This is a genomic window from Bathymodiolus thermophilus thioautotrophic gill symbiont (assembly GCF_003711265.1).
Lineage (GTDB): Bacteria > Pseudomonadota > Gammaproteobacteria > PS1 > Pseudothioglobaceae > Thiodubiliella.
Genome location: NZ_CP024634.1, coordinates 325964 through 338478, shown reverse-complemented (window position 1 = coordinate 338478; position 12515 = coordinate 325964). Strand labels below are relative to the sequence as shown.

Here is a 12515-nt window from a genome sequence, read left to right as displayed (position 1 = left end):
ATTTATGAACGCACTCAGGCAATCACTTCGCAATCAAAGAAATGCACTCTCCACAAGCGAGCAGGCGAAGTTTGCCGAACGCCTATTACCCCAAGCACAGCAAATATCAGATTTTCAAAATGGGCAAAAAATTGCCCTATATTTAGCAAATGATGGAGAGATAAACCCAAAGTACATAAAAAACTTCTTAAAAAATAAAGGCATTAAAATCTATCTACCAATATTAGACAATAAAAAACTTAAATTCGCAAAACTTGGTAAAAAATTCACAAAAAATAAATTTGGTATCAATGAGCCCACTGCCACTGAAATATTAAATGCCGAGCAATTAGATATTATTTTTATGCCACTCGTTGGCTTTGATGAACAAAAAAATCGCTTAGGCATGGGCGGTGGCTTTTACGACCGCACCCTTGCCTTTAAAAAACATCAAAAACACACCAATCCAAAACTAATAGGCCTAGCATTTGATTGTCAAAAAATAGATAAATTAGCAGTCGAAACATGGGATGTGCCACTTAATGCGATAATTACCCCAACAACAATTTACAAATAATCTATTGTATTGCTAACAACAATGAATCGTCGTTTCTAACAAAGCAACAAATGGAAACTCATCAAATTGCCCCCAACAGCACAAACTCCATTTAGACTTACAAACCAAAAAATATAACACCTAAACCCTTCATTTCCATTTTTTATAGAGGCCTTGCCTCTATATTCTCCTTTTCGGCAAGATAATCGCACAACAAAAGAAAAGGGTGCTATTTTTGAAAATGGTATAAATAAAAATTCAACAGATTGAGTTTATTTTGTGTTTTATAGAGGCAAGGCCTCTATAATTTTAAAAAAATAGAATGGGGCTGTTGTTTTAACGACCGGTGGCATGTTTTTGGAGAAAAGATTTTAGGGTTGGATTTTCATTAATTAAGTTCATGCCGAAACCTCGTAACCATCTCATTGGCTCGCTGTTTTCTTTGTAAATCCAATTTAGCCCTGTCATGGTTTTTGCCATAAGTTCATTGTCTAATCTTCTGGATCTGGCGTAGGAGCGAAGGGTGTTATAATCTCCTAAAGATTGATTTCTTGAGTTTAATTGTTTCGATAATTCATTAACATCGGAAAAACCTAAATTAACGCCCTGCCCCGCTAATGGGTGAATATTGTGAGCGGCATCGCCAATTAGGGCTAGATTTTCTTTGACATAGTCTTTAGCGCTGCGTTCAATGAGTGGGAATGCGGCAATGTCGCTTAATATTTTAAAGTGGCCGAAACGATATTCTACGCTTGCTGATAATCGTTCGGCAAATGCTATGGGTGGTAGTGCTAATAATTCATCGACAAGAGGGTTTTTCGCTGACCAAACAATGGACGCTTCGTTTTCACTCAATGGCAATAAAGCAATAATGCTGTTGGATAAAAATCGTTGCCAAGTTGTCTTATTAAAACCCTTTTCAGAGTAGATATTACAAACAATGGCTTGTTGCTGATAGTTGGTTTCAGTAAACTTAATATCTGCCAAATTTCGCACACGAGAACGCGCACCGTCAGCACCAATCAATAAGGTGCATTGCAGTGGTTGTTCGTTGTCTAGGTGCAATTGGTAACCTTGTGCAGTTTTGTTAATGCTGTCAAGTTTGGCGTTGATAAATACTACTTTGGTACTACTTAATGCGCTGTGCATGGCGGATTGGATGCAATCATTTTCTACAATATGTCCAAGATATTCTGAATCATCATCGGCTGTTGAAAAGTCTAAACTGCCGTGTGAATTTTCATCCCAAACTTTGGTGTCGGTAAATATATGCTTGCGTTGAATTAAATCCCACACGCCAATATGACGCAAAAATACTTCTGAAGTGGGAGTGATTGCACTCACACGAGTATGGAAGTTTTTTTGTATGTCGGGGTTGGGATTATTTGGCTCAATAATCGCAATCGTTAAATCTTGTTTTGCCATTGATAAAGCAAACGCCTGCCCAACCATGCCACCGCCCACGATAATAATATCAAAATCGCTCATAAAATCGCTAAGTTTCGCCTGCTATTGTCATTTGTTCAATCAGCACTGAACCAACTTTTATGTTGCTGCGGTAATCCACATCATCGCCTACGGACACAATACCAAGTAGCATATCTTTGAGGTTGCCAGCAATGGTCAGTCCAGAAACGGGATATTGGATTTCACCATTTTCTACCCAAAATCCCAATGCACCACGAGAATAATCGCCTGTTGTGCCATTCACCCCTTGCCCCATTAATTCCGTTACTACCAAGCCTTTGCCCATGGTCTTAATCATCTCATCTAAACCGCCATCAAAATTCGATTCAACGATAGCATTGCTGACTCCGCCCGCATTAGCGGTTGTTTTCAGCCCTAATTGATTGGCAGAATATTGCCCCATTACAAAACTTTTGACTCGTCCATTCTCAACGAAATATTGCGCTCTTTTAAGCACGCCGTCACGGTCAATTGCCTTAGCACCTAGTGTTTTTTTGGCAAAAGGGTGTTCGCGCAAACTGATGTCTTTTGGCAAAACAAGTGTGTCAATACTGTTTAATAAAAAAGTGGATTTTTTGTATTGCCTGCTTCCACCTAATGCACCCAAAAGTTGTGAAAACAATCCACCTGATAGGCGTGAAGTGAAAATCACGGGGCATTTTTGCGAAGGTATTGAGCGTGCACCGAGTTTTTGTTGTGCAAATTTTGCCGCTTTTTCACCTATTTTCTGCGAGGCTTCCAACTCATTTGCATCCAAGGCTGTCGTGTATTCGTATGCTGTTTGCATATCATCACCTCGTTGGGCAATAAGCGAGCAACTCAGTGAATGGCTGGTGTTATTTTGCATGGCAATCAAACCATTAGAATTTGCGTACAAACTTTCTCCTTGAAAACTGGAAACTTCTGCACCTTCGGAATTGTTAATTTCGTCCTGTGCAAGTGCTGCTGCTTCGCAAGCCATAGCAATATCAATACTGTGTTGTGCACTCAAATCCCAAGGATGGTAAAGGTCTAAATCAGGTGCATCAAATGCCATTAATTCCTTTGGCGCCAAGCCATTGAAGGGGTCGTCTTGAGTGTATTTTGCAATCAAACAAGCGGATTCAATGGTTTGATCAAGACTGTTTTTGCTGACATCAACGCTGGATGCGTGCCCTTTTTTCTTGCCGAAGAATACATTAATCTCAAAATTTTGATCCAAATGATATTGCAAAGTTTCGACTTTACCCAATCGCACCGCAGTAGAAACGCCAGAACTTGACTCAAGCACTATTTCATAATCACTAACCTGATATTTTTTTAATAATTCAATGGCCAATTGTGCAGTTTTTTCTAAAGTAGACATATTTTTAATCCTTAATTACTTCTAATGAGCGCAATCTTCGAGAATCCGCCTTTAAAACTTTAAAGTGAAACCCTTGTAAATCAATTTCACTTGATTGCTCTGGCAAATAAGTAAAACCAGCAACCACCAAGCCAGCTATAGTATCCACACCTTCTGCTTGCAGTTTAACGCCAAAAAATTCATTAAATTCTTCAATTGGCGTATGCCCCTTGAGTAAATAACGACCACCGCTAAAATCAATAATATTGTCTTCTTCTAAATCGTGTTCATCCTCAATCTCGCCCACAATTTGTTCCAATACATCTTCTAGCGTTACCAAACCTGCAATTTCTCCATACTCATCCATCACCACTGCCATATGTGATTTTTTCTGTTGGAAATCTCGCATCAATGAACCTAAAGTTTTGCTTTCTGGTACTAATACCACTTGGCGTAAGTATTCTTGAAAACTAAATTCTTTACCTTGTTCACTAGACAAGTGACTCAGCAAATCTTTAGCCAAAACAACCCCATAAATTTTATTTTTATCGCTGTTAATGATTGGAAATCTAGAATGTGCAGATTTAATCATAATGTCCAACAATGCTTTGGTATTCGTATTATGTTCAATCATCACCATTTTTGATTTTGGCACCATGACATCACGCACTTCCATATTCTCAAGTTGCATCACGCCCTCAATGAGGCTACGGCTATGAGAATCAATAATATGACTTTCCTCAGACTCTTTCAAGGCTTGCAGCAATGCATCGCTTGAATTAATCGGTGTGTGGAAAAATCGTTTTTTCAATCTTTGTAAAAAAGACATTGTTGAAAGAGGCTTCATTCCATCTATTTTACCAAACATCAGGTTTGTTTGCCACTACGCATTTTTTTTCCTTGTGCGGCGCGTTCAGATCGTACTTTTTTAGGGTCAGCAATCAGTGGTCGATAAATTTCTACCCGGTCTTTTTCACGCAAAACCGTGTTTAATTTAACAATTTTTCCGAAAATACCTGTTTTATCCTTGGATAGGTCAATTTGAGGATAAGTATCAAGAATGCCTGATAACTCAATCGCTTGCTTAAGGGTTACCCCTTCCTCTACCACTAAGGGCAGTAGCGTTTGTTTTTCTTCTAAAGCATAAGCCACTTCAATGTTCATCACATAACTTTTGAGCTTTGGCAAAATCAAGCGTACCTTCATAAATCGCCCGCCCTGTAATTGCTCCAGTAATACCATGATGTGCCTCAACCAATAATCCAGAAATATCCTGCATATTAGTAATACCGCCTGAGGCAATAATCGGAATTGAAGTCTGTTTGGCAAGATTGGCTGTCGCCTCAATATTTACCCCTTGCATCATCCCATCACGGGCAATATCGGTATAAACAATAGAACTTACGCCATCTTGTTCAAAGCGTTTAGCCAGCTCACTAACTTGTTTATCGGTCTTGGTCGCCCAGCCATCAATCGCAACAAAACCATCGTTTGCATCCAAGCCAACAATAATTTTTCCAGCAAACTCACCACACAATTCCGTAACAAATTGAGGATGTGTTACCGCCTTTGAACCAATAATCAAATAACCAATACCCGCTTCAATATAAGCACTGGCAACCTCCATATTACGAATACCACCACCAATCTGCACTGGTAACTCTGGAAATGCCTGAGTAATCGCCATCACACTATCAGCATTCATCGGCTTACCCTCAAACGCCCCATTAAGATCCACCAAATGTAATCGCTTCGCTCCTTGCGCTACCCATTGTGCCGCCATATCAACAGGATTATCAGAAAATACCGTACTGTCCTCCATTAAGCCTTGTCGTAAACGCACGCATTGCCCATCTTTTAAATCTATTGCTGGAATTATTATCATTTTTTACCTAAATTTCCTTTGAAATTGAATTTTACCAATATTTTATTCATTAAGTCGGCAATGAGCAATTACTTTAAGAGACCTTTGTATAAATATGGATGATTGGCAAAATAATGAAACCTATTCTGAAAAAAATATGTATTGTGTAAAGTTCTAATAGTCTTTATACTTCAATGAAAAATTGCCAAATTGAAATAAGCGTGAAATTAACAAACAAGGGGTAAATATGAGTAATCAAACAAGTCCAGAAGTTACTACTCACTCGCCAGAGTGGGAAAACTGGAGCGGGAATATTCAATATAATGGCAAAAACTACTACTTTAGTCCAAAGACAAAGGCAGACTTGAAATCAGTGCTCGCCGATGCCAAAGCCAAGGGCGTTACGGTTCGAGTGTCTGGGCAACGCCACTCGCAGCCAGCACTGGTTACTGACGATAATCGCCATCAATCTCCGCCATTGAATCCAACATTATATTTAGTAGATATGTCATGTTATGTAGATGTGGGTGAGGATGGAATGGAATTAGGACTTGGTGCAAATCAAGTAACGGTAAATCCAGGTGTGCGTGAGGATGATCTTGATGCATTTCTTATTAAACATAAATTAATGATGAAGACTGTTACAGCAGGCGGTTTCTTTAGCATTGGTGGCATGAGTGTGGTTGATGTTCATGGCAGTACAATTGATGCACCCATTTTTGCAGAGACAATATCCGCTTTCACCATTATGAATGCAGACGGTCAAGAAAGAATCATCAACCGCAACTCAAAAGATCAAGATGGCAATCCACTTTTACCTTTTGCTCGAGTTTCACTGGGGGCATTAGGCATTATTACTCGGGTTGTCATTGATACTCTGTCTCGCCCTTTAATAACGACGCTTCAAGGGGGTAAGGCGCATTATTTACTGAAAGACAAGCAAGCTTTTACAATAAAGTTCAAACAACTTTTAAATAGACCATTGAAACACGATCGCATAGAAGTGTTCTATACGCCATATGCTGCAGCAAGCAATTTACCCATCCCAGCAATGAAGAATTTTCTTGTACTTTGGTGGGATGTGGATAGTAATTCTCATTCAAAAACGCCAAACTTGGATTTAGATTTAGGGCAAAACACCACTGCCTGTACTTTTTCAAATGAAAAAAAATTTGGCGCACCATGTGTAACTGGTATCGAAAAATATGGAGTAAGTTTCGCTCGTAAATCTCAGTATTTTGATAGTCCCTACAGCCTACTTCATTGGCCACCAATACCACCGTCTGGGTACGCCGCCATAGCTCTTAATGAAATCAAACATCAAGTTAAGGTCGCAAATAGCAAGCATTCTGAACTGTGGCTAACAAAGGCAGCTCAAGTTATGTTTATGTCCTACTTTATTGAGTTGCCAGCACTTGATGAGACGGGTCTTGAAAAAGTTTGGGACGGTCTGCAAGTTGTTGGAGACTATGTTATACAAGAAAAAAATTTCCACATTGCTGCACCGATGGAATTCCGTTTTGTCAAAGGAGGGGACTCTGTAATGTCAGGTACTTATACAAAAAATCCTAATACTTGGTTCGTTAACTTGGATGTTATTGGCTTTATAGAGCCCACAACCAGTACAGAGTATCCTAGCGCCTTAATAAAGTTTTTTGCTTTTGTGGAGCGTAAATGGATTGAAATGGGTGGCTTACCACACAATGGCAAAATGTATGGATTTTACGACCCGAAAGACTCAAATAAGGACTCTTTCACACCACCATTTAATAAAAATTTCTTAAGTTTTATTACCCAAAGGCGGATTGAGCGTGGCGCACCCATAGAGGCGTTTAAAAAATATCGACAATACTGTGACCGAGACAACCGTTTCTACAATAGTTATTTGCGTAAACTGCTGGGGGATTAGTCTTGTATTAGACTAAGAGTGCTTTATATTTTTCACTTTAACGAGAATATAGTTTTAGTCATACCATTTTCAAAAATAAACCAAACAATCTGGCACTAATACTTGGGTGATGATAAGCACTATATTATTCATTTTATTTTTGAAAATGGCATAAGATGGTCTTTATAAAAATTTACAAATGAGTGAAAGTGGCCTCTGGCTAATCGTACCTCAATTTGATTTTAAATGCCTAATAATCAGCTCTATGACTTTTTAAGGGCATCAAAAATAATCTAACAATTAAACCATCAGCAAAAAATACATTTTAATTTTTTTCTACAATAACTTTGGCATTATTAATAACCACTCCATATCTTCCGCCCCACCGCTCGCTATCTTTTCCGCCATCTCTATAAGTAATATAACGCACAGTTTTTCCTGCTGGAATATTGATAATTGCAGAGATTTTTTCTGTTGAACCATTACCCCAAACACAAAGTCTCGGCACTCTTGTTTTTCGTTTTCCAGTGGAGAATCGCTTAACAATGTCATGGTTCTCATCTTTCAATTCAACTTCTAAAAACAAATAGTCGTTACCACAATATACATCTCTAAATTCAGCGTCAACCAATACTTTATCGTTATCGTCTAACATACCAAGCTTACCCAAGTCCATTGTTTGCTCTTTAATACTCCATGCATACGAAGTGTTAAAGCCTTTGTTAACACTATTGTTATAAAAACCAGAACCAAAGCCTTGACCGCCATTTTGAATAATATTCCAATGCTTTAAACCTTCTTGGGCATTATTATTTCTTAAAAGATTGCCGACAATGCTAGGGCTGATATAGTCATCAGTCTTTAGACTAAGTATTTTATTTCGTAAAAATTCTTTGTTACTAAAGCGATCCTTGAGGTAGTTTCTTAGGCTGGAATAATCTAATTTCCTGTCCCAGCGTAACTCTTCTAATTGAATGGAATTACCCAATGCATCTAAATGAGATTGGATTTGCTGTTGATAAAATTTTGGCGTTAACACGCCACCCACTTCTTTTTCTTGATTAAACAAATCAATATAGCGCTGGCGACCCTCTTGTGATTTTACAATAATTTTCCAATGTAAAGGGGGTGGACGAGTACAATTACCATTAATAAAATCAGCGGCACAAGTCGCTCTAAATGTCAAATCGCCATCCCATAAAATATCAAAATAATAATTTTCATTTGGCGCCTGAACTGCGCCTATAAAACTTTCAAGATTTTTCTCCTTGGAAAACATATAACGATTATGTGTACCATGATCAAAAGAGCCAGACAGTTTAATGACAAACATAGAAATTAAACTACTGTCCACATTGAACCACTTTTTTATTGATGCATAATTACGATTATCTTTAATATAATTGTAATAGGCTTGAAAATCAGAAACAGAGTTAAACTCCGCCTCAATCTTTTCATTATTAGCAACAGGTTGTTCAAAACTAACAATTACCTGTGTTTCTGTATTGTCAACACTGAGTAACCCACTACCATCTCCCGAAAGTTCAAACGAAGGAGGTGTGGATTTACTGAGATCAGGCTGTAACTTCATCTTTGGACTTTTGGCTTTAACCTTAAAATCAAAATCAAAATCAAAATCATTCATTTTATAATAAACATTAAAAGGAATTGTTTCAGTCCAATCTGTTTGCACCCCATTTCCCCGCGTCAGGAATTCATATTCATGATCGGTTTTCGGTTCAATAGAATATTGATCTTCTAAGCCACCAAATACGGCTTTATGCAACATGCCTTTGCCTTTTTTATTAAAACCCAGCACCTTTGTGCGTGCTTTTGTCGTACTCCAGCCACCCTTTCCTGAATCAATATGCTCAGAAACATTGTAAACTCCCCAAAATCGCCCATTAAATACCATAAGAGCAAAATAAGAATCTGCCTCTAATGCCGCACCAAAAATCTGTTTTTCTAGTTTTCGAGCAACATCATTCATTAATTTATTAGTTGATAAATCACTTACACTAAACACTTTGTGTGCAATAAAAACCAATTTCTTTCTAGGCCCTTGATAGTCACCATCACTATCCTGAAAGCCTTCAAAAAGATTGTCTGAATCAAATTTAACTGTGTAACTTTTTTTATCAACCCAAGTAGAAGTATGACCCCTTATTCTCATTTTTGTATCTTGATAAGTTTTATTGGCATAAACATCCTTAAAAATCATATCTGCATAAGTTTGATCAATGGACTCTGCATTAATTGCATTCTCTGCATTTGTTAACTTTCTATAACATGCTTCATTAGGACAAAAAAACTCATAAATTCGAATGCCATTGCCTGTCAAAGACATGGTGTTAAAAGACGAAATATTATTATTTTCTAACCAATTATTTGGATATAAAATAGTATAGTTGTTACCAGCTGGCAATGAAGACGCTGTATAGATAAGCGTTTGATTGTTTATCCAATTGAATGAACTGTGCACTCCTTCAGCAGGGAGGCTAGAGATTTTTTCATGTAGATGTTCGAGTTCTTTTCCACTCTTTAAGATTCTAAAGTTATCAACAAAAGCACTTTTTTCAATATCAGTTAGCGCACGATCAAACTTTAGCCTCAAACTTGCATAAGGGAAAACATGCCCATCGCTAGTTTTGGCTATGGTAAACACATCTTGCTTACAACCAGAATGGCAATAAACAAAATCTAAGTCTAAATTTTGCATAGCATGCACTACGCCACTCATCCAAAAAAATACCAAGGATATCACTAATAAAATTTGTCTTCTCATTTTCAACACCATTTAACCAAGTCTTACGCCTATTTTCTAAACTTTTGTTGTAAATTGTAACATTATTTTGCCATTCCAAAAAACTTTTAACAACTTTTTAAAATTTCTGCTTATAGAGCACCCTAGTAGCCTACGCTTTTTACGCATTTTTTGTTCAGTTTACTGATTTCGAAATAAGAAAAATTAAATTGTTGCCTGGAATTATTGGGGTTTTATAGAGAAAACAACCAAAGAACTAATAAGAATTATGGGTGTTTTCGACTTTCAGAAATTTTGAATCAGATATTTTTTATAAAAATTTTAAAAAAAATGCCTGCAAAAAAAAATGAGTATAATCAGAAAATATTGTTTAACAAAACTGAAAGAATAATGAAAATTACAAGAAGCAAGCCACATTTTAGATTTAATTATTTTTTTGTATTTTTGTTTATATTTGCTTTAACAGAGATAATTTATGCCAATCAATCAATCGCCAAAATAACTGCTAATAAGAGTCAAAAAACGAATAGTTTATGCGATTTACCAGAAGATGCTAATGTGTTTAGACAATATATTAAAGAAAAATATGGTGATAAAATTTCATATGAAAAAATTACTGATTTAGAGAAAGAGTTTGATAAAAAATATAAAGAGATTGCCTCAGATTGGCTTGCTAAAGATAAAAATACAAAAATTAAATATGTAACCCTTGGTAGAAAATGCACCACTAAAGATGGAGTAAACTACTTAATCGGACTTTCAATGGTGTTTAATAAAGATAATAAATATATTATTCATACCCCATATTGGAAATACAGTCATCAAGCGTTTTTAGACAAAAAAAAGACCGCCATATTTTAGTCTTTTTGATAAAAAAATGGCGGAAAAAATCCTTAAACGAGACGCAGTCGGCATGATGAACAAAACTCAATTTGATAAGTATATTAGAGGAACTGGTGCTGTTGCACCTAAAGAGGCTTTTGAAGAATTTCAAAATGAGGTTAATAAGTTTTTAAAACTTCCATTTACAAACATAACAAAATTGAACTTAAAAAAAGCAAAAAATGACAAATATAAGAAATTAAAGGGCAAACAGCAAGAAGTGTATTTTTACCCGCTTCCATTTGATGCACTTTCTAGGTTTGCCCCTATGGCTTATTTAGATGTTGCACGAAGAGTAATAGTTGAATTTGATCAAAACAATATTGTTAAAAAAATTACGGTCAAGTAGTAGAGACCTTTGCATAAATATGGATGATTAGCAAAATTCAATTTTTTCCCAATTGGTAATTTTCTTAAACCTTGTCCTAGCAGAGCTAAGGCTGGGTTTAAAAAATTATCAAGTGGGTGAAAAGTGGATTCTTGATGATTATTCATATTTATGCAGAGGTCTCTAGTAGAATAAAAATGGGAAAAATTTATATTGAATCAAAAGAAGTGGATGTGCCATTTAATATTGATGGGAGTAATGACCATCTTTATTTAGTATGCCAAAATGATAATGGCAATAAAAACATTATTCGTGGTGGTTGACACCCTTTTAATGGCCTACCTGGAGCCTTTAATTTAGAGTATGAAATAAATATACCTATAGAAAGCTCAAAAAATGCAAGAGACAAGCAAATCCCAAAACAGCGAGGAAGAGTTGAATTGAATCTCTACGATCGCTCAGTAGAGAGTGCCTGGGTAGGTGTGATTGAACTACTGCACAACTATAAAATACTGATAACAAGTATGGCTTTTTTAGCAATAGCACTATCAAAACTGTTATGGGAGAAAGTCATATTCCACTGGTATTATCAAGCAACACCGAAGAGAATGGCGTGCCAAACTGCTCAAGGAAATAAGGGGTGCCACCCTTTTTTAAGTCAAAGCCAAAAAAAAGGCAGCGCCCTCTTATTATTTTTTCTTTACCTTCCTTTTTGGTAAATAACTTTAATACTACCATTGTTACTAGCATCGCTAATTATCTTTATATCTTGCCCACACTCTGTGATTGATTTTGAAATATCCCATGGAATATTATTTGGGGTCAATTTGCCATTAATTAATATATTATTAAACTCTGTCATTGCTGAAGCAGGATACTGACTACACTGATCAATACCATACACCTCTAATGCAGTTACCAATTCCTGCAACTTAGGGATGGAATAAACATGTAATACAGACCTATTGGTGTCTTTAGATTCTATAGAGCAATCATAGTTATATAACTTGCTTTCATCATTGTAAACACCGCTTATCTTTGTTGTAATTAAATCACCTGGATTAACGGGTAATAACTCTGATACGGAAATTGTTGTAAGGCCAACATACCAAGAAGCAATTGACCAATATTGCCCGCCACCCACAAGGCTTTTACCCCATTGCAAAACTGGCTGTAATATGTGGTTGTTTAGAAAGCTTCCTTTTTGATCTTGCAAGCCCGTAAATAAAAATATGACTTGATTTTCTTTATCTTTGGGTGGCTGTGGCACCGTCAAATTAGCATTAAAAATATTTATTTCTTGGGCATCTGACAATGCCCAGTATGTGTCAACTACCCAACCATTATCAACACCTAAATCTGTTTTAAAAGAAGAGACTTTGTTACTTCCTGCATTATCAGTAAAATTTTTTTTGTTAAAAACTTTCTTTATTGTCATAATCATACTCCTTGATACTCTGTGT

At 36.5% G+C, this 12515-nt stretch carries 13 protein-coding genes; 5 read left to right on the top strand and 8 right to left on the bottom strand.

Going from position 1 to position 12515, the window contains the following annotated elements:
* Positions 1-4 precede the first annotated feature (4 nt).
* Positions 5-556, top strand: coding sequence for a 5-formyltetrahydrofolate cyclo-ligase (locus MS2017_RS01120; protein WP_071564980.1), 552 nt, complete (start codon positions 5-7; stop codon positions 554-556).
* A gap of 315 nt (positions 557-871) precedes the next feature.
* On the opposite strand, the gene MS2017_RS01115 is transcribed toward MS2017_RS01120, so the two are convergent.
* From MS2017_RS01115 to hisA, 5 genes are read right to left on the bottom strand one after another with little or no spacing between them, the layout of a single operon-like run.
* Positions 872-2023 (bottom strand): FAD-dependent monooxygenase, encoded by a 1152-nt coding sequence (locus MS2017_RS01115; RefSeq protein WP_122950983.1) that lies wholly within the window; start codon positions 2021-2023, stop codon positions 872-874.
* 7 nt (positions 2024-2030) lie between these two features.
* Positions 2031-3347: a metalloprotease PmbA gene (gene pmbA / locus MS2017_RS01110; protein ID WP_122950982.1), complete on the bottom strand. Its 1317-nt coding sequence runs from the start codon at positions 3345-3347 to the stop codon at positions 2031-2033.
* Between the two features lie 4 nt (positions 3348-3351).
* Positions 3352-4155: an HlyC/CorC family transporter gene (locus MS2017_RS01105; RefSeq protein WP_237732543.1), complete on the bottom strand. Its 804-nt coding sequence runs from the start codon at positions 4153-4155 to the stop codon at positions 3352-3354.
* 38 nt (positions 4156-4193) lie between these two features.
* On the bottom strand, positions 4194-4490 hold the full coding sequence (locus tag MS2017_RS01100; RefSeq protein WP_071564973.1) for an RnfH family protein: 297 nt from the start codon (positions 4488-4490) through the stop codon (positions 4194-4196).
* On the bottom strand, positions 4480-5211 hold the full coding sequence (gene hisA, locus MS2017_RS01095) for a 1-(5-phosphoribosyl)-5-[(5-phosphoribosylamino)methylideneamino]imidazole-4-carboxamide isomerase (protein WP_122950981.1): 732 nt from the start codon (positions 5209-5211) through the stop codon (positions 4480-4482). Before hisA ends, MS2017_RS01100 begins: the two co-directional genes overlap by 11 nt.
* A gap of 226 nt (positions 5212-5437) precedes the next feature.
* Here hisA and MS2017_RS01090 point away from each other — a divergent pair, with 226 nt between their 5' ends.
* The gene (locus MS2017_RS01090) at positions 5438-7099 is read left to right on the top strand and encodes an FAD-binding protein (RefSeq protein ID WP_122950980.1); all 1662 of its coding nucleotides are present in this window, start codon (positions 5438-5440) and stop codon (positions 7097-7099) included.
* Between the two features lie 304 nt (positions 7100-7403).
* Here MS2017_RS01090 and MS2017_RS01085 read toward each other — a convergent pair whose 3' ends face one another.
* Positions 7404-9797, bottom strand: coding sequence for a CotH kinase family protein (locus tag MS2017_RS01085; RefSeq protein ID WP_164707559.1), 2394 nt, complete (start codon positions 9795-9797; stop codon positions 7404-7406).
* A 435-nt stretch (positions 9798-10232) separates the two neighbouring features.
* Between MS2017_RS01085 and MS2017_RS01080 the strand changes: the two genes are divergently transcribed.
* Complete coding sequence (locus MS2017_RS01080; protein WP_164707558.1) at positions 10233-10703, top strand: hypothetical protein; 471 nt, start codon at positions 10233-10235, stop codon at positions 10701-10703.
* Between the two features lie 16 nt (positions 10704-10719).
* The gene (locus tag MS2017_RS01075; protein ID WP_122950977.1) at positions 10720-11073 is read left to right on the top strand and encodes a hypothetical protein; all 354 of its coding nucleotides are present in this window, start codon (positions 10720-10722) and stop codon (positions 11071-11073) included.
* Here the strand turns inward: MS2017_RS01075 and MS2017_RS11000 are convergent.
* Complete coding sequence (locus tag MS2017_RS11000) at positions 11037-11219, bottom strand: hypothetical protein (RefSeq protein ID WP_143108858.1); 183 nt, start codon at positions 11217-11219, stop codon at positions 11037-11039. The genes MS2017_RS01075 and MS2017_RS11000 overlap by 37 nt on opposite strands.
* Before the next feature lie 30 nt (positions 11220-11249).
* On the opposite strand from MS2017_RS11000, the gene MS2017_RS11755 reads away from it, so the two are divergent.
* Entirely contained in the window at positions 11250-11375 is a 126-nt protein-coding gene (locus tag MS2017_RS11755; protein ID WP_257468828.1) for a hypothetical protein, read from the top strand.
* Positions 11376-11752: 377 nt separating this feature from the next.
* Here MS2017_RS11755 and MS2017_RS01065 read toward each other — a convergent pair whose 3' ends face one another.
* Entirely contained in the window at positions 11753-12490 is a 738-nt protein-coding gene (locus tag MS2017_RS01065) for a hypothetical protein (RefSeq protein WP_122950975.1), read from the bottom strand.
* Between the last annotated feature and the right edge of the window lie 25 nt (positions 12491-12515).

Coding starts and splice junctions, on each gene's coding strand:
- MS2017_RS01120 (WP_071564980.1), top strand. CDS start 5: ATGAACGCACTCAGGCAATCACTTCGCAATCAAAGAAATGCACTCTCC.
- MS2017_RS01115 (WP_122950983.1), bottom strand. CDS start 2,023: ATGAGCGATTTTGATATTATTATCGTGGGCGGTGGCATGGTTGGGCAG.
- pmbA (WP_122950982.1), bottom strand. CDS start 3,347: ATGTCTACTTTAGAAAAAACTGCACAATTGGCCATTGAATTATTAAAA.
- MS2017_RS01105 (WP_237732543.1), bottom strand. CDS start 4,155: ATGTCTTTTTTACAAAGATTGAAAAAACGATTTTTCCACACACCGATT.
- MS2017_RS01100 (WP_071564973.1), bottom strand. CDS start 4,490: ATGAACATTGAAGTGGCTTATGCTTTAGAAGAAAAACAAACGCTACTG.
- hisA (WP_122950981.1), bottom strand. CDS start 5,211: ATGATAATAATTCCAGCAATAGATTTAAAAGATGGGCAATGCGTGCGT.
- MS2017_RS01090 (WP_122950980.1), top strand. CDS start 5,438: ATGAGTAATCAAACAAGTCCAGAAGTTACTACTCACTCGCCAGAGTGG.
- MS2017_RS01085 (WP_164707559.1), bottom strand. CDS start 9,797: ATGCAAAATTTAGACTTAGATTTTGTTTATTGCCATTCTGGTTGTAAG.
- MS2017_RS01080 (WP_164707558.1), top strand. CDS start 10,233: ATGAAAATTACAAGAAGCAAGCCACATTTTAGATTTAATTATTTTTTT.
- MS2017_RS01075 (WP_122950977.1), top strand. CDS start 10,720: ATGGCGGAAAAAATCCTTAAACGAGACGCAGTCGGCATGATGAACAAA.
- MS2017_RS11000 (WP_143108858.1), bottom strand. CDS start 11,219: ATGAATAATCATCAAGAATCCACTTTTCACCCACTTGATAATTTTTTA.
- MS2017_RS11755 (WP_257468828.1), top strand. CDS start 11,250: ATGGGAAAAATTTATATTGAATCAAAAGAAGTGGATGTGCCATTTAAT.
- MS2017_RS01065 (WP_122950975.1), bottom strand. CDS start 12,490: ATGACAATAAAGAAAGTTTTTAACAAAAAAAATTTTACTGATAATGCA.